Origin of the sequence: Sorangium sp. So ce128, assembly GCF_051525245.1 — a bacterium.
Lineage (GTDB): Bacteria > Myxococcota_A > Polyangia > Polyangiales > Polyangiaceae > Sorangium > Sorangium cellulosum_B.
On the sequence record NZ_CP150313.1, the window covers coordinates 11,186,749 to 11,202,608 of the forward strand.

The following is a 15,860-nucleotide window of genomic DNA, read 5'->3' on the forward strand; positions in this document are numbered from 1 at the left end:
CGCTTCCCCCCCCGCCGTCCAGCCCTCCGGGCGCGCTCCGAAAATTCGACGGGGCGCGCGTAACCTTTCCGGCCCCCCGATCGTGGTACCGCCAGGAAAGGGGTCATGTGATGCGTACTACAAAAGACGTGGTGGTGATCGGCGGCGGGCTCGCGGGCCTGGCCGCGGCGGCGTACCTGGGCCGGGCGGGCCGCTCGGTCGCCCTCGTCGAGAAGGCGCACGCGCCGGGCGGCCGCGCCTCCACGCAGGAGAGCCACGGCTTCTCGCTGAACCTCGGCGCCCACGCGCTCTACCGCGGGGGCGCGGCGCACGAGGTGCTCCGCGAGCTCGGCGTCCGGTTCACCGGCGCGGCGCCGTCCCCGTCGGGCGCGCTCGCGCTCGACCGCGGCGCCCTCCACACCTTGCCGTCCGGCGCCCTGTCGCTGCTCACGACGGGCCTCTTCCCCCTCGCCGCGAAGGTCGAGATGGGGCGCGTCCTTGGCAGCCTCGTCGCGGCGAACCCCGCGCCGCTCGCGGCGGTCCCGGTCTCGGCCTGGCTCCGCGACGCCTTCCGGACGCCCGAGGCGCGCCGCTTCGTCGGCGCGCTCGTCCGGCTGTCGACCTACTGCGCCGACGACGATCACCAGAGCGCCGGCGCGGCGCTCGCGCAGGTGCAGCTCGCCCTGAGCCACGGCGTGCTCTACCTCGACGGCGGCTGGAGGACCCTCGTCGACGGCCTGCGCGACGCCGCCGTCGCGGCCGGCGTGGAGATCCTCACCGGCGCGCGCGCGGCGCAGATCGCGGCCGAGGGCGGCGCCGTCTCCGCCGTGGAGCTCGCGAACGGCGACCGCCTCGGCGCCGGCGCCGTGCTCGTCGCCGCGAGCCCGCGCGCCGCGGCCGCCCTCGCGCCCGCGAGCGCGGCGCTCGCCGCGCACGCCGAGCGCGCCCTCCCGGTCCGCGCCGCGTGCCTCGACGTCGCCCTGTCGAGGCTCCCTCGCCAGCGCCCGGGCTTCGTGCTCGGCATCGACCGCCCGCTCTACCTGTCGGTCCACACCGACGCCGCGCGCCTCGCCCCCGCGGGCGGCGCCGTGATCCACACCGCCCAGTACAGCCCCGAGCTCGCCGGCCGCGACCCCGAGCGCGAGCTCGAGGATCTGCTCGACCGCGCGCAGCCCGGCTACCGCGGCGCGATCGTCGAGCGCCGCTTCCTGCCCTCGCTCGTCGTCTCCAACGCCGTGGTCACGGCGGAGGGCGGCGGCCACGCAGGGCGCCCCGGCGCCCGCGTCCCGGATCTCGACGGGCTCTTCCTCGCGGGCGACTGGGTCGGGCCGACGGGCATGCTCGCCGACGCGAGCCTCGCCAGCGCGCGGGACGCCGCGCGGGCCATCCTCTCGCGCCGCGCCCTCGACCGCGCGGCGTGACGGGGTTACCCGACGCTCCATGAGCAGCTCCACGGCCTCTCCTGCCCCGAGCGCCGGGCTCGCCGCCCCCGGCTTCGTCGCCGCGAGCTACCGCGAGCACGAGCGCTTCCTCTGGGCCCTCTCCTACCGGCTCACCGGCAGCGCCGCGGACGCGGACGACATCGTGCAGGAGACGTTCGTCCGCGCGCTGGAGCGCCCGCCCGCGCGCACCGAGGAGCCCGTCCGCCCCTGGCTCGCGCGCGTCGCGCTGAACCTCGGCCGCGACGCCCTCCGGCGCCGCAAGCGCCTCACCTACGACGGACCGTGGCTCCCCTCCCCGATCGAGGCGGAGCCCGAGCCCCCGTCGTTCGAGATCCCGGGCAAGGACGGCACCGAGGGCCGCTACGACCTCCTCGAGAGCGCGTCCTTCGCCTTCCTCATCGCGCTCGAGGCGCTGACCCCGCAGCAGCGCGCGGTGCTCCTGCTCCGCGACGTCTTCGACTACTCGGTGCAGGAGACCGCCGCCGCGCTCGACCTGTCGGAGGCCAGCGTGAAGACGACCCACCACCGCGCCCGCCGCGCCCTCGAGCCGTACGAGCGCGACCGCTGCCGCCCCTCACCCGAGCTCGTCGAGCGGTCGGGCGCGGCGCTCGTGCGCTTCCTGCAGACGCTCGCGACGCAGGACGTCGCCGCCATCGAGGCGCTCCTGAGCGAGGGCGTCCGGGTCATCAACGACGCGAACGGCGAGTTCAAGGCGGCGCGCCGGATCGTCGTCGGCCCGAACCGGGTCGCGCGGTTCTACGTCGGCCTGCTGAGGATCGACGACCCCGGAGCGCTCCGCCACGAGCTGCGCCTCATCAACGGCCTCCCGGCGGTCGTCATCGAGCGCACGACCACCGTGGAGAAGCTGGCGCCGCGGTTCGTCATGCGCTGCGAGATCGACGCGAGCGGCCTCATCACGGCGATCCACTCCGTGCTGGCCTCGCACAAGCTGACGGCCGTGAAGGCGCTCGCTCCGTGAGCGCGACGATGAGGCCGGCAGGGCGAGCAACGAGAGGCAGCCCCCTGCCGGCCGAGCACTGGAGTGAGTCGTATCGCGGGGCGTACTTCGGCCGGCGAAGTAGATACTGTTGGAGCAACATAGCGCCGGCAGGCGCTCATGTCCATAGCGGAACAGCCCGCTCGCTCAGGTGGCTTTGCCGCCTCCCTGGGCCCGTTCGCGGTGCGCCTCTGCGATGAAGTGACGAACCTCCTTGTCGATGGCGGCGATCGCTATCCCCTTGAAGGGGCGCATCAGGAGAGGCACGTCGAGATCCACGTCCACGGCGCCGGGGCGGAGCTCCATGCTGCCTTTCAGCTTGACGCCCTTCACCGAGAAGCCGAGCTCGGCGCGCTTCGCGTCGCGCCACACGAGGAAAGGCTCGTACTCGGCGTACCGCTCTCGGTACTGCGCGATCGCTCGTTCGGTCGCCAGCTTTGCCTCGCTGTCGTTCAGGTCGTGCTCAATCGTGTGCTTCATGATGGGACCTCGCAGTTCGTATCAGGGCACATCGCGAGAATCGGCCAGGGGACCGTCCGCCGTGAGGCGTCGCTCGCGGGCGCGGCGCCCGGCCGAGTTCCATCGGTGAGATAACACGGATGCGCGGGGCCTGCGGCCCTCTGGCGCTCGTCAGCATCGCGCATCGCGCGCCCGCGCTCTGTGACATTTCGCCACGCGGCGGAACCGCGGGTGTCTGTGGGCGGCCGACCGGGGCCATCACCGTGAAGGCATCGCAACGCCGGAGGGCGCCTCTCCACGGACCGGACGGCGTACCTGCGCCGGAGGCCTGCGCCGGAGGCCGCCCTTCGCGCGGGGGCGCCCTGGCCCTGCGCCCCTCAGTGGCCAGTGGTCACCGAGCCCGGCCTCGCGTAAAGAGAGCCGCCGCCGTGGACCTCCTGTATTTCGCGCTGCTCTGCTCCGTGCTCATCTTCGTGCACGAGCTCGGCCACTTCGTGTGCGCGAAGATCTTCGGCGTGAAGGTCCTCACCTTCTCGATCGGCTTCGGCCCCCGGGTGCTGCGCCTGCGGGGCCGGGAGACGGAGTACTGCGTCGCGCTCCTGCCCCTCGGCGGCTTCGTGAAGATGCTCGAGGAGAACCGGCAGGAGGCTGTGCTCCCCGAGGATCGCAAGCGCACCTTCGAGTCCCAGGCGCTCTGGAAGCGCGTGATCATCGTCATGGCCGGCCCGGCGATGAACGTGCTCTTCCCGGTGCTGCTCTACTTCGCCGTCTTCATCGGGGAGACCCGCTTCGTCCCGCCGACGGTCGGCGTCGTCCTGCCGGGGCACCCGGCCGAGGGCCGGCTGGTCCCGGGCGATCGCATCCTCGAGGTGGACGGCGAGCGCGTCAGCACCTTCGCCGAGCTGCACCGGATCGTGACGAAGAGCCCCAACCAGGAGCTCCGGCTCAAGGTGTTCCGCAACAAGGAGCACGTCGAGGTCACGGTCGTCCCGGAGGAGAAGGTCGTCCAGAAGCCGCTCGAGATCGTGGACCGGGTGGGCGAGATCGGCATCCGGCCGAGCCGCCCCGCCGCCGTGGTGGGCGTCTCGCGGCCCGACTCGCCCGCGTTCCGGGCCGGGCTGCGCACGTTCGACGTCGTGACGGAGGTGCGCGGCACGCCCGTGAAGACGTTCGCCGACCTGGAGCTCGCGCTCGAGGAGAGCCGCGGCGCCACGGTGCCGGTCACGTACCTGCGGCCGGTCACGGTGCCGCGCGCGCTCGGCGGCCTGGCCGAGCTCGCCGTCTACGAGTCGGGCGTCGCCGCGCTGACGCCGGAGAGCGGCCACGGCGACCTGCTCGCGCGGACCGGCATCGAGCCGGCCGACCTCTACGTCGCCGAGGTCCCCGAGGGCTCGGCCGAGTGGGACGCCGAGCTCCGGCCGGGCGATCGCATCACGGAGGTCGACGGGGTCGAGGTCACCGCCTGGTCGACCTTCGTCGAGCGGCTCTTCGCGGCCCCGGATAGACCGCACGTCATCACGTGGCAGCGCTCGGGCCAGCGCAAGAGCGGCACCATCGAGCTCCGCCGCGAGGACTGGATCGACGAGTACGGCCAGCACCGCCCGCGCTTCTACCTGCGCGCGTCGAACTGGTCGCCGATGGTGGCCGAGCCGTTCGTCGACAGCCCGTCGGCCTTCCAGTTCGCCCTGGAGAGCGCGGTCGACGAGACGTACGACGTCATCCGGTTCATCGTGGTCGGGATCGTCCGCATCATGGAGGGCAAGGTCAGCATCTCCACGCTGGGCGGCCCCATCACGGTGTACGACGTGATCGGCGAGGAGGGCGCGAAGGGGGTCAGCTACTTCGTCTGGGCGATGGCGGTCATCTCGATCAACCTCGGGCTCATCAACCTGCTGCCCATCCCGGTGCTCGACGGCGGCCACCTCCTGTTCTTCACGTTCGAGGCCGTGCTGCGGCGCCCGCTGCCGCTGCGCGTCCGCGAGATCGCGAGCCTTGTCGGGCTCGTGGTGCTCATCGGCCTGATGGGCATCGCCTTCAAGAACGACGTCGAGCGCCGCTGGGACGTGATCCAGGGGCAATTCAAGGAGCTCGTTGGCTGACCGGGGCGAAGGTGACGGGCGCGACGGCGGCCGCGGCCCGGCGCGCCCGCCGCATCCGGCCGAGAGCGCGCCGCGCGCGGTCGCGGCGCGCGTGCTCGCGCGGGTGTGGGGCTCGGACGCCTTCGCCTCGGCGGCCCTCGACGCCGAGCTGCGCCGCGCGCCGGCGCTCGACCCGCGGGACATAGGCCTCGCGACGGAGCTCGTCTACGGCGTCCTGCGCGCGCAGGCGGCGCTCGAGGCGCGCATCGCCGAGTTCGCCGCGAAGAGCCGCTGGACGGCCGACCCGCTGGTGCGCGCCCACGTGCTGATGGGGGCGTACTCGCTCTGCTTCCTCGATCGCGTGCCCTCGTTCGCCGCGGTCTCGGAGGCGGTGGATGGCGCCCAGGCGGCCGGCGGGCCGCGGGTCGGCGCGTTCGCGAACGCCGTGCTGCGCCGGCTCGCGGCGGCCGTGGAGTCCGGCGGTCGCCCGCCGCTCGCGAGCGCGGTGGTCGCCTCCGCGCCGGGGTGGCTGCGGGGCGCCCTGCGCCGCTCGCTCGGCCGGGCCGCGGCCGAGGCGTTCCTGTCGGCCGGCCCGGTGCCGCCGCCGACCGGCCTCTGCCTCGCCCCTGGCGAGGACCGCGGCGCGTGGATCGAGGCGCTGCGGGCCGCCGCGCCCACCGGGTCCTTCGAGGCGGGGCGCGTCTCACCGACCGCGATCGTCGCGCGGGGGGCGGGCGATCTCCGGCGGCTCCCAGGCTTCGGCGCCGCGTGGATCGGCCAGGAAGAGGGGGCGCAGGCGCTCGCCTTCGCGCTCGGCGCGCGGCCCGGCGAGGCCGTGCTCGACGCCTGCTCCGGCCGGGGCAACAAGTCGTGGCTCCTGTCGCGCGCGGTGCTGCCTTTCGGCGCGGTGGACGCGGCGGACCTGTACCCTGCGAAGCTCTCGCAGCTCCGCGCGGCGCTGGGCGCGCCTCCCGTGAGCGCGGAGGGCGCAGGCGCGGAGGCCGGCGATGCGCAGGCCGGCGCGCGCGACGGGCTCGGGCGGGCTGCGGCCTCCGTGCGCGAGACCTACGCCGTCGACTGGACGGTGGGCGCGGGCGACGTCCCCGAGGGCTACGACCGGGTGCTCGTCGACGCCCCTTGCTCCGGGGTGGGCACGCTGCGGCGGCGCCCGGAGATCGCGCTCCGGCGCGAGGCGGACGATCTCCCTCGCCTGGCCGACCTCCAGGTCGCGATCGCGCGCCGCGCCGCGACCCGCGCCCGGGACGGCGGCCGGCTCGTGTTCGCGGTGTGCAGCGTGCTGCGCGAGGAGTGCGAGGCCGTGGCGGAGCGGCTCGCGGCCCCGGCGGACGACGGCCTCGGCGTCCGGCTGGAGCCGGCGCCGTTCGACGCGGAGCTCGCGCGCGAGCTCGCGGGCGGCGGCGACGCGTTCCGGCTGCTGCCGCACGTGCACGGCACGGACGGGTATTTCGCCGCGATGTTCGTCGTGCGGCGGTGACGACGCGTAGCGACGCGTGACGGCGCGCCCGTCCGCCGTCCTTGTACGATGGTAGGCGGATAAGAGCAGCTTGACTTCCGGACAGCGTTTGGACTTCCTAACGACGTTTTGGCGGCAGCTGCCCAGCCACGAAGCGCCGTCGCAGCTGTCGGCAAATGTAAGGAGGTGGGGTTATTGGTGCGATAGCCGCAATTTGTCTCCGCGGTGTTTCTTATCGCTGGGCACTCGCTTCGTGACGCCGCACACTCGTACGGTCAGGGCACTTAACAAACCTTCCGAGTAGCGTGAATCCTGCGCCGAACCTCCTGCCCAACACCCCGGCCGAGCTCGGGCCCGGGACCGTGTTGGGTCGTTACGAGCTGCTGCTGCCGATCGCGGCAGGCGGCATGGCCATGGTGTGGGCGGCGCGGCTGAAGGGGACGCGCGGCTTCCAGAAGATCGTCGCAGTGAAGACGATGCTGCCGACGCTGTCGGAGGACGACCAGTTCGAGCGCATGTTCCTCTCGGAGGCGTCGCTCGCGTCCCAGATCCGGCACCCGAACGCCGTCGAGATCCTCGACCTCGGCGAGCAGGACGGCGTGCTGTTCCTGGCGATGGAGTGGATCGACGGCATTCCGCTCAACCAGGTGATGAAGGTCGCGAAGCGGCAGAACGGCATGCCGATCCCGATCGCGGTGCGCATCGTGGCGCAGGCCTGCGCCGGCCTGCACGCCGCGCACGAGCTCAAGGACAAGAGCGGCAAGCTCGTCGGCCTGGTGCACCGCGACATCTCCCCGCAGAACATCCTGGTCACGTACAACGGCCTGGCCAAGGTGGTGGACTTCGGCGTGGCCAAGGCCACCGCGCTCAACGACAGCACGACGCAGGCCGGCCAGCTCAAGGGCAAGGTGAGCTACATGGCGCCGGAGCAGGTGCGCGGCGACGCGATCGACCGGCGCGTCGACGTGTTCGCGATGGGCATCGTGCTCTACACGCTGACCACCGGCAAACACCCGTTCCGCAGGGAATCCGAGGGCGCGACGCTGTTCGCCATCTCGTCCACGGACCCGGTGGAGGCGCCGCACGAGTTCCAGGCCGACTACCCGGCGTCGCTCGAGGCCGTGCTGATGCGCGCGCTCGAAAAGGAGCGCGACCAGCGCTACGCCACGGCCAACGAGCTGATGCGAGCGCTCGACAAGGCGCTTCCGCCAGGCCAGCGAGCCACTGACGAGGACGTCGCCAATTTCGTCCGCGAGCTGTTCGAGGACCAGCAGGAGCAAACGCGCGCGGCCCTCACCGAAGCGCTGGAGCGCGCTGACCGCAATCAGCTGAGCAACAACCTGGGCCGCTCCGACGTGACCGGCGCGAGCCCCTCGTCGGTGAGCGCCTTCAGGACCGTCAACCTCCGCGGCGCGGCCCGGGGCGTGGCCGGACAGAGCACGCTCGACGACGAGATCCCGCCGTTCGCGCGCTCCAGGAGCCGCGCGCTGCCCGCCGTCGTGATCCTCGGTCTCCTCGCCGCCGGCGTGCTCGCCGTACTGCTCCGAAGCGCCGACGCGCCCGCCCCTCTTCCTTCCGTCGCCGCGCCCGCCGCCCCGGCGTCCGCCGCCCCGGCGCCCGCGCCTCCCAGGGCGGAGGCGCCCCCTGCGACCGAGCCCGGCGCGCCCCCGGGCGAGCCCTCTGCCTCCGTCTCGGCCAGCGCAGCGCCGGCCCCGGCGCCGACGACGCCGGCTCCGCTCCCGGTGTCACCCGCGCGCGCGACGCCCCGCCGTCCGACCAAGCCCGCCGAGCAGAGCAGCTCGCCGAGCCCGACGCCAACCCCCACGCCGCCCAAGTCGTGGAAGCATGATCCGGGGTTCTAGCACCCCGCTCTCGGCGAACTCGACTCCCTCAGAATGTTCCTGAGAGACTCGCGCCGATCTCGGATCCGCCCGCGACGGGCACGAGCTCGAGCGAGGTTTTCTCGGGCTGCTTTGGCTTCCTGTTCTGAAGAAGCAAGATCGCGGTCGCCGTGCCGACCGCGGCGACGCCGACGCCGAGCGCCACCTGCGCGCCATAGTGATAGAATTTGAGGTCGTCGTAGCGCGATTGCATGGAGGGCGGGCACGACTTGCCGTCCGGGCCGCAGGCGTCTTCCAGATCCTTGAGCGCTCCCTGGCGGAGCCCGAACAACACCCCGGAGCCGATCAGGCTCGCGGCGCCGACGCCCCCGATGACGTACGGCACCACCTTGGACGGCGGCCTCTCCCGCAAGGCGCCCGCCTGGATCAGCAGCTCTTGCGGCAATGCTTCGAGCGTCACCTCGACGCGCGTCACCCCCTCCTCCTTCAGCTCCACCGTCTGTTGGAACGGCCTGTAATTGGGGGCCTTGGCGGTGAGCGCGTGAGGCCCGGGATCGAGCGGCACCTCGACGCCGATGGACGTACCGCCGAGGGCGACGCCGTCGAGCGCAATGGCCGCGGAGGCCGCCCCTTTGCCGCGCACGATGACGAGCTTCGGGATCCGGGCGCGCAGCCGGCCGATCGACTGCTCGACCTCGGCCCGAAAATCGGGCCCCACGGTGTCGGCCTCCGCGAGCGCCAGCTCGTAGCCACCGAGCGCGGTCACGAGCCGCCCCAGATTCTCCTCGCACACGGCGATGTGGAAGCGCACCTGAGGCGTCATCCGCACCTGGCCGACCTCGCGGAACCGCTGCAGGGCCGCAGCCCAGTTGCCCGCTTGCTCGAGCTCGGTCGCCTGCTGAAACTGCGCGCGGGCTTCCTTGAGCGCGTCGGAGTCCTGGGCGAGCGCGGGCGCCTCGAGCAGCAGCAGCAGCACCGCTGCGACGCGGAAAATTCGCGGGAAATTCCTCATGCGGCGCCTGCCATGGTGACTTGACGCCTCCTCTCCTGTCAACGTGACGGCGCGCCTTCGCCGCGCGCGTCAACGTGGCGGCGCGGCCTTCGCCGCGCGACGCCGCACCGCGTCGTGGTCGGAGGTGCGCGCGCGCCGGCGGAGCTTTCGCGCGCGGATCCTGACGCCGCCTTCTCGATTTATGGCCGCGAAATCCGCCAGCGAATGATACTTTTGTCGTTCGATGTCGACCCCTAGCTTTCTGCGTCGCTTCGCGCTGCTCCGCGCGTTCTCGGCCGCCGCGCTGACGGCGGGGATCTTCGCCGCCGCCGCTTCGTGCAGCGTGCCGGACTTCGAGTTCGCGTCGGTATCCGGCCCGCCGGCGCACTGTACGGACGACGCGCAGTCCGACGGCGAGACGGGCCTGAACTGCGGCGGCGAGTGCGATCCATGCCCGCTCGGCTCCGGCTGCGCCGCGAGCCGCGACTGCGCCGAGGGCGAGTGCATCGACGGCGTCTGCCAGGAAGCGGGTTGCATGAACGGCGCCCGCGACGGCTCGGAGTCGGACATCGATTGCGGCGGCAGCTGCGACAAGAAGTGCGCGACCGACCAGACGTGCAACCGGGCCAGCGACTGCGAGAGCGGCGTGTGCCAGGACGGCCAATGCGTCGCGCCGACCTGCACCGACGGGGTGCCCAACGGCACCGAGAGCGACGTGGACTGCGGCGCCGACTGTGGGGGCTGCCAGGACGGCAAGATCTGCCGCTCGAGCGGGGACTGCCTCAGCGACGATTGCATCGACGGGGTGTGCGGCCCCACCTGCTCGGACGGCTACGCCAACTGCGATCGCCAGGCCGAGGGCGAATGCGAGGTGAACGTCCGCACCGACACGGACAACTGCGGCAGCTGCGGCCTGAAGTGCGCGCTGCCGAACGCGACCGCCGAGTGCCAGGGCGGCGCCTGCAAGGTCAAGGCGTGCGAAGCACCCTACGCCGACTGCGACGGCGATCCCGAGAACGGCTGTGAGGTGAACACTGCGACGGACTCGAGCCACTGCGGCGGGTGCGACGAGCTGTGCCCGGCCGCGAACGGCGACGCGTATTGCGAGGCGTCGGAGTGCAAGGTCGAGTGCGACGCGGGCTTCACCGACTGCAACGGCCAGGTCGTCGACGGTTGTGAGAGGGCGACTACCCGTGACGTGTTGCACTGCGGCGGGTGCGGCATCGAGTGCGTGCCCGAGGCGGGCGGCAGGCCCTGGTGCCGCAACGGCGTTTGCGGCGAGACGATTTGCCCGGCCGGCAGGGGCGACTGCAACGGCGACCCCGAGGACAGCTGCGAGGTGAATCTGGCCGCCGATCCGGAGAACTGCGGCACGTGCGGCGGCCTGTGCACGGTCGCCAACGGCACCGGCAAGTGCACGGCCACCGGCTGCGCCATCGGCAGCTGCGAGCCGGGCTTCGCCGACTGCGACGGCAGCTACGACAACGGCTGCGAGACGAGCACGGACACGAGCCTCAGCCACTGCGGCGCCTGCGGCGAGACCTGCACCATCGCCGGCGGCACCCCCAAGTGCGAGGGCGGCGAATGCAAGGTGCGGACGTGCAACAGCGGGATGGGCGACTGCGACGGCAATCCGGACAACGGCTGCGAGACGAACGTCAACTCGAACCAGACCCACTGCGGCGCCTGCGCGGCCACCGGCGGCGTCAACTGCAACACGATCTACGCGAACGCCACCGCGACCTGCCAGGGCGGCGCGTGCTCCTTCGCCGGCTGCAAGGCGGACTACGGCAACTGCAACAGCTCGCTGACCGACGGCTGCGAGGCCAACGTCAGGACCGACGAGGGGAACTGCGGCGCCTGCGGCACCCAGTGCAACATAATCCACACCACCAGCAACCTGTGCCTCGACGGCACCTGCAACCCGGTGTGCACGAGCGCGCAGTACGACGCTTGCGGGGTACCGAGGAACGGCTGCAACATCGACCTGTGGGACGACGAGAGCAACTGCCTCGGCTGCAACCTCGTGTGCCAGAGCGGGGCCAGCGCCCACGTCACCAGCAATCAATGCAGCTCGTCGGGCTGCACCCCGGTGTGCAGCGGCCTGTGGCGCAGCTGCGACGGCAACGGAATGAACGGCTGCGAGAAGGACGTCTCCAGCGACGTCAACGCCTGCGGCGCCTGCAACACCCAGTGCCTCCAGGCGCACGCGAGCGCCACCGCCTGCACGGCCGGCACCTGCGTGCCCACCTGCGACCCGGGCTGGAAGGCTTGCGGCGACCCCAGCGGCGGCTGCACGACCCAGCTCGGCACCGCCAGCAACTGCGGCGACTGCGGCCACGTGTGCTCGGGGACGAGGTCCATCTGCTCGAACGGCAACTGCGTCGTCTCGCCGGACATCGTCGTCGTCAACTCGGGCACGACCGGCACCTTGAGCACCATCGGGAATTCGGCGCCCACCATCAACGTGAGCCACGCCCTGCAGACACCGCGGGACAACGATCGCATGGTCCTTGTCGGGATCGTCGCCTCCGAGAACTCGCTCGTGCCGGTGAGCGTCACCTACGACGGCACGCCGATGACGCTCTTCAACACGCGGCAGGCCGACAACAACTCCGCCGCGCACATCTACTACCTCCTGGACAGCCAGCTTCCGGCCGCCACCGGCAACAAGCCCGTGGTGGTGCAGATGGCGAGCTCGAACACCTGGGGCGTGTACTTCGCCAACGTGGTGGAGCTGAAGGCCGTGCACCAGTCGAACCCGTTCGCGAGCGCCACCACGACCGGCATCCACACCAACACGACGGACTGCGGCCCCAGCGCCGTGCCCCGAGGGGTGACCACCAACTTCAGCGCGAGCGGCTCGTTCGTGTACACGGTGATGGCGGCGCGCAACGGCAACACCGGCGCCACCATCAGCCCCACCGCGGCGACCTCCACCATGAACAGGCGCCTGACCGATCCGACGACCATGGTCGCGCTGGCCGGCTATCTCGTGGCCAACTCCAACACCACCATCTCCTGGACGGTGAGCGGCTGCTACAGCACCGCCGGCGTCGGCGTCGCCGTGCGGCGCGCCAGCGGCGGCTGAGCGCCTCGAGGCGCCACGCTCCTCTATCACGGATACCCGAGCGCCCCCGACGCTCGACCATGCATATGCCCAGTTGAGAACATTACCGCTCCGCTCCGACATCCCTTCGGCGCTCACGAGAAACGACCCACCTGCGCTCGTCAGAAATGGTCCGGACGGGCGGGCGGGCCCGATCGCGCCATGTCGCGCGCCCTCCAGCCGCTGTACCGTGCCGCGCGCGTGTGAGAGGATCGCTCTCCACCATGAAGAGGATCAAGCTCAAGCTCCACAGCGACGAGTACCACCTCAGCGCCGTCGGCTTTCTGTTCGAGGACCCGGCGCCCACCGCGGATCCGGCGGGGGTGAGGCCGTTCTCGATCCGCAACACGGTCTTCCCCGAGTTCGATCTGGATCCAGGCAATTACGTGTTCCGCTTCAGGGTCCGGAACGGAAGCGGCAAGTTCCAGATCTTCGCCTTCGATCCCAAGACGAACCAGAGCACCCGTGCCGAATACGACACGTCGAGCGGCGCCGACTGCCTCACGTTCCGTTTCACGGTGGCGCCGTGAGGGGCGCCCTGCTGCTCCAGCGCGCCGCGGCGCTGCTCTCGCTCACGCTGGCCGCGCCCGCGCTCGCCCAGGGCGCGGGGCAGCCGTCGGCTCCCGTGCCGCCGGGCGCAGCGCCCCCGGCGCCCGTCCGTCCCGCCGCCAGCGCGCCCGGCGCGCCCACGGCGGCCAGCGCCCCCACGGCGCCGGTCTCGTCTGCCGCGCCGAGCACACCTGTCGCGCCGACGCCAATGACGCCGACGCCGACGCCGATGCCGGGCGCTGGCGCGGCCGTGGCGCCCGCGCAGCGGGGCCGCGCGATTGCGCCAGTCGCCCCGGCCGCGTCGGGCGCTCCCATCGCCCCCATTGCGCCGCTCGCGCCTGCGGGGGGCGCGGCCATCTCGCCGGCCGCCACGGGCCGCGAGCTCGTCTACCTCGTTCCGGCCCAGGTCACGGGCAGCTCCGGGGGCGCGGCGCTCGCGCGGGTCGGCTTCGGCGTGCTGGCCGGGTTCGGCGAGGTGACGGATCCGACGGCATGGGATGTGAGCGCCGTGATCGAGGCCGAGGTGGCGGCCGAAGACGGGCTGGCCACGCTGATCGGGTTCTCCGGCAACGACGATGCGGCCCAGACGCCCACCGGCACCCTGCGCCTGTCCGCCTCGTTCGCGCGGCTCGACTTCGAGGGAGAGGGCAGCTCGGCCTATCCCCCGCTGATCCTTTACGTCGGCGGCGCGGTCGGCCGCACCCGGTTCAGCTACCTGGGTCCGGGCCCCGAGCGGCGCGACCAGAGCCTGCCGCCGACCTACGCGCCGCGCGAGCTCACCGCCGTCCCGTGGAGCGTCGGCGCGGCGGCCGTCTACGTCGGCGAGGGCGGGAAGAAGCTCGCGCCCACGCTCGAAGGGCAGATCAAGTTCGACTCGCGCTGGACCGCGTCGACGGACACGCTCGAGTGGTGCGAGCCCGCGGGCGACGTCGCCCACGGCGTGGATCCGGTCACCCAGTCCGCCACCTTCGTCCCTGCCACGCGCTGCAGGCGGGAGGTGCTCGGCGCGCCGGTGCAGAGCCAGGAGCTCACGATCGGGGCGCACGCCGGGCTCGTCGACAAGGTGGCGAACGCGACGTTCCGCGCGGCGCTCGGCGCGAAGGTGGCGGTCGCGCTCAACGACGAGGCGCCGGCCGATGTCCGCCTCAGCCTGCGCGCCCCGGTCCACGTGACGCTGGCGCGCGCGCCGGCGGGGACGGAGTACCGCGGGCTCATCCGGCTGATGCCAGCGCTCAATGTGATCCGTAGCTCGACCGGGGGGATGGACATCAGCGGCGTGCTCGAGATCGCCTTCCTCGGCCAGCGCGCAATGTTCGCCGACAACTACACCGATCTCTGACGTCGGGCGGCGACGCGCCCCCCACGCCGCCGCGCCCTCTCCCGCGCAGCGTTGCGGCGCCCTCTCCCGCGCAGCGTTGCGGCGCCCTCTCCCGCGCAGCGTTGCGGCGCCCTCTCCCGCGCAGCGTTTGCCTCGCCCGCGCACGGCCGCCGCGCCTCCGCTCCCGCGAACCCTCGCCGCCAGACGCAGCGCCCCGGGCCTGGGCGCCTGCCCCGCCCGGCACCTTTCTTGGCCCACCGCGCCAGCATCCGCTACCGACGCACGAGAGCAGCGGAGGTGCACCCGGAAGCAGCATCGGGTGGGCCGTCGCGGCTCGCTAGGGAGACAGCGATGGGCCCGAGCGCAGCGTACAAGGTGGAGGGGCTTGGCGACGGCGTGCCGGCGTCGGGCGGCGCGGAGGGGTGCGGGCAGGGGCAGCTGAGCAGCCTCTGCAGCGCCCCCACGATGCCGTTCACGTCGCACGCCGGCGGCGCGGAGGAGGCACCGGCGGAGTCGAAGCCCTGGTGCATCGACCGCGGCGACTTTCTCGAGGCGATGAGCACGGTCACGCTCTGGCGCGCGCTCGAGCTGGGGGAGCTCCCCCACAGCACGCGCGTCTGGCGCGAAGGCCTCGAGTGCTGGACGCCTGCCGGCGAGGTGAAGGCGCTCGGGTGGACCATTTCCCAGCCGCCCCCGCGCGACGAGGCGCCCGCGGTCTCCGCCGCGAGCGAGGCGCCCGAGTCCACCGGGCCGCTCAGCTTCGCGCTGACGCCGGACGACCTCAGCTCGGTCGCGCCCCGCTTCCACCAGGGCGCCCCCGCGAACACGCGCGGCGAGCGCGCCGAGGCGTTCACCCTCGGCCGGTTCCCGCTGGCCGAGGCCGTGCTGCGGCGGGACAGCCCCTCGCAGCCGATTTCTCTTGATATTCCGTCCTGTTTCCCCGCGGCCCCCTCGTCCCCGCCCGACACGCTCCCGAGCGCCGGGGCGGCGAGGCCCGGCGCCGCGAAGCCCGGGCTCGGCCCGGCGCGTGGCGCGCGCGACGCGGATCAGACGCCGCGCGGGCGGGTGTCGGGCGCCTGGTCGCGGCTCGCGCGGCGCGCCCGCGTCTCTCGCGGCGCCGCCGGAGCGGCCGCGGGCAGCGCGGCGCTCGTGCTCGTGCTGGGCCTCTCGGCGCTGAGCGTGGTCGCCCCTGCGGCCTCGCCTGCGAGGCCTGCGGCAGCGCAGGCTGCGCACCTCGGCGTGGCCCAGGGCGTCGCGGCCGCCGCCGCGCAGGTCGCCCCGCCGGCCCCGGAGCTCGCCGCGAGCGCCGGCGCTGCGGCGCTTGCCGTGGCGGCCCCGGCGCGCGACGGCGCGGCGGCGGCCGACGCGACGTCGGCGCGCGAGGAAGCGGCCGCGACCCCGGGCGAGGACACCGGCGCGCCCGCGCTGCCGCTCCACCGGGCGGAGAACGCCTCGGCGTCCAGCGCGAAGCCGGCGCCGTCGGGTCGCCGCGAGCGCGGGCAGTTCCGCCTGAGGCGAGGCCGATCCGAGGCGGACGCCACGCGCGGCATCAGTTATCCGTCCCGCAGAGCCGACTCATGGATCGGGACGGGTGCCATCCTGCGCGACTCGCGCTAAGGTGCG

At 73.0% G+C, this 15,860-nt stretch carries 11 protein-coding genes; 9 read left to right on the forward strand and 2 right to left on the reverse strand.

Features of this window, described 5'->3' with window-relative positions:
- Positions 1–110: 110 nt before the first annotated feature.
- Positions 111–1,400, forward strand: coding sequence for a phytoene desaturase family protein (locus tag WME82_RS42370; RefSeq protein WP_438039965.1), 1,290 nt, complete (start codon positions 111–113; stop codon positions 1,398–1,400).
- A gap of 19 nt (positions 1,401–1,419) precedes the next feature.
- Entirely contained in the window at positions 1,420–2,400 is a 981-nt protein-coding gene (locus WME82_RS42375) for a sigma-70 family RNA polymerase sigma factor (protein ID WP_438039966.1), read from the forward strand.
- 165 nt (positions 2,401–2,565) lie between these two features.
- Here the strand turns inward: WME82_RS42375 and WME82_RS42380 are convergent, their stop codons facing one another.
- Positions 2,566–2,898: a polyhydroxyalkanoic acid system family protein gene (locus tag WME82_RS42380; protein ID WP_437742222.1), complete on the reverse strand. Its 333-nt coding sequence runs from the start codon at positions 2,896–2,898 to the stop codon at positions 2,566–2,568.
- A gap of 407 nt (positions 2,899–3,305) precedes the next feature.
- Between WME82_RS42380 and rseP the strand changes: the two genes are divergently transcribed.
- The 3 genes from rseP to WME82_RS42395 all read left to right on the forward strand — a co-directional run bounded on the left by rseP (position 3,306) and on the right by WME82_RS42395 (position 8,291).
- On the forward strand, positions 3,306–4,976 hold the full coding sequence (gene rseP, locus WME82_RS42385) for an RIP metalloprotease RseP (protein WP_437854113.1): 1,671 nt from the start codon (positions 3,306–3,308) through the stop codon (positions 4,974–4,976).
- Positions 4,969–6,450, forward strand: coding sequence for an RsmB/NOP family class I SAM-dependent RNA methyltransferase (locus WME82_RS42390; RefSeq protein ID WP_438039967.1), 1,482 nt, complete (start codon positions 4,969–4,971; stop codon positions 6,448–6,450). Before rseP ends, WME82_RS42390 begins: the two co-directional genes overlap by 8 nt.
- Positions 6,451–6,734: 284 nt before the next feature.
- Positions 6,735–8,291 (forward strand): serine/threonine-protein kinase, encoded by a 1,557-nt coding sequence (locus tag WME82_RS42395; protein WP_438039968.1) that lies wholly within the window; start codon positions 6,735–6,737, stop codon positions 8,289–8,291.
- A 28-nt stretch (positions 8,292–8,319) separates the two neighbouring features.
- Here the strand turns inward: WME82_RS42395 and WME82_RS42400 are convergent, their stop codons facing one another.
- Positions 8,320–9,282: a PEGA domain-containing protein gene (locus tag WME82_RS42400; protein WP_438039969.1), complete on the reverse strand. Its 963-nt coding sequence runs from the start codon at positions 9,280–9,282 to the stop codon at positions 8,320–8,322.
- A 223-nt stretch (positions 9,283–9,505) separates the two neighbouring features.
- Here WME82_RS42400 and WME82_RS42405 point away from each other — a divergent pair, with 223 nt between their 5' ends.
- The 4 genes from WME82_RS42405 to WME82_RS42420 all read left to right on the forward strand — a co-directional run bounded on the left by WME82_RS42405 (position 9,506) and on the right by WME82_RS42420 (position 15,854).
- Positions 9,506–12,352 (forward strand): hypothetical protein, encoded by a 2,847-nt coding sequence (locus WME82_RS42405; RefSeq protein ID WP_438039970.1) that lies wholly within the window; start codon positions 9,506–9,508, stop codon positions 12,350–12,352.
- Positions 12,353–12,594: 242 nt separating this feature from the next.
- Positions 12,595–12,900, forward strand: a complete 306-nt coding sequence (locus WME82_RS42410) for a hypothetical protein (RefSeq protein WP_437742229.1) — start codon at positions 12,595–12,597, stop codon at positions 12,898–12,900.
- Positions 12,897–14,258 carry a hypothetical protein gene (locus tag WME82_RS42415; protein ID WP_438039971.1) on the forward strand — a complete coding sequence of 454 codons (1,362 nt, stop codon included), beginning with the start codon at positions 12,897–12,899 and terminating at the stop codon, positions 14,256–14,258. The genes WME82_RS42410 and WME82_RS42415 overlap by 4 nt, the downstream gene beginning before the upstream one ends.
- Positions 14,259–14,588: 330 nt before the next feature.
- On the forward strand, positions 14,589–15,854 hold the full coding sequence (locus tag WME82_RS42420; protein ID WP_438039972.1) for a hypothetical protein: 1,266 nt from the start codon (positions 14,589–14,591) through the stop codon (positions 15,852–15,854).
- Positions 15,855–15,860 lie beyond the last annotated feature (6 nt).

What these genes read in the sequence shown, in the direction of transcription:
- WME82_RS42370 (WP_438039965.1), top strand. Translation starts at nt 111, where the DNA reads ATGCGTACTACAAAAGACGTGGTGGTGATCGGCGGCGGGCTCGCGGGC.
- WME82_RS42375 (WP_438039966.1), top strand. Translation starts at nt 1,420, where the DNA reads ATGAGCAGCTCCACGGCCTCTCCTGCCCCGAGCGCCGGGCTCGCCGCC.
- WME82_RS42380 (WP_437742222.1), bottom strand. Translation starts at nt 2,898, where the DNA reads ATGAAGCACACGATTGAGCACGACCTGAACGACAGCGAGGCAAAGCTG.
- WME82_RS42400 (WP_438039969.1), bottom strand. Translation starts at nt 9,282, where the DNA reads ATGAGGAATTTCCCGCGAATTTTCCGCGTCGCAGCGGTGCTGCTGCTG.
- WME82_RS42405 (WP_438039970.1), top strand. Translation starts at nt 9,506, where the DNA reads ATGTCGACCCCTAGCTTTCTGCGTCGCTTCGCGCTGCTCCGCGCGTTC.
- WME82_RS42410 (WP_437742229.1), top strand. Translation starts at nt 12,595, where the DNA reads ATGAAGAGGATCAAGCTCAAGCTCCACAGCGACGAGTACCACCTCAGC.
- WME82_RS42420 (WP_438039972.1), top strand. Translation starts at nt 14,589, where the DNA reads ATGGGCCCGAGCGCAGCGTACAAGGTGGAGGGGCTTGGCGACGGCGTG.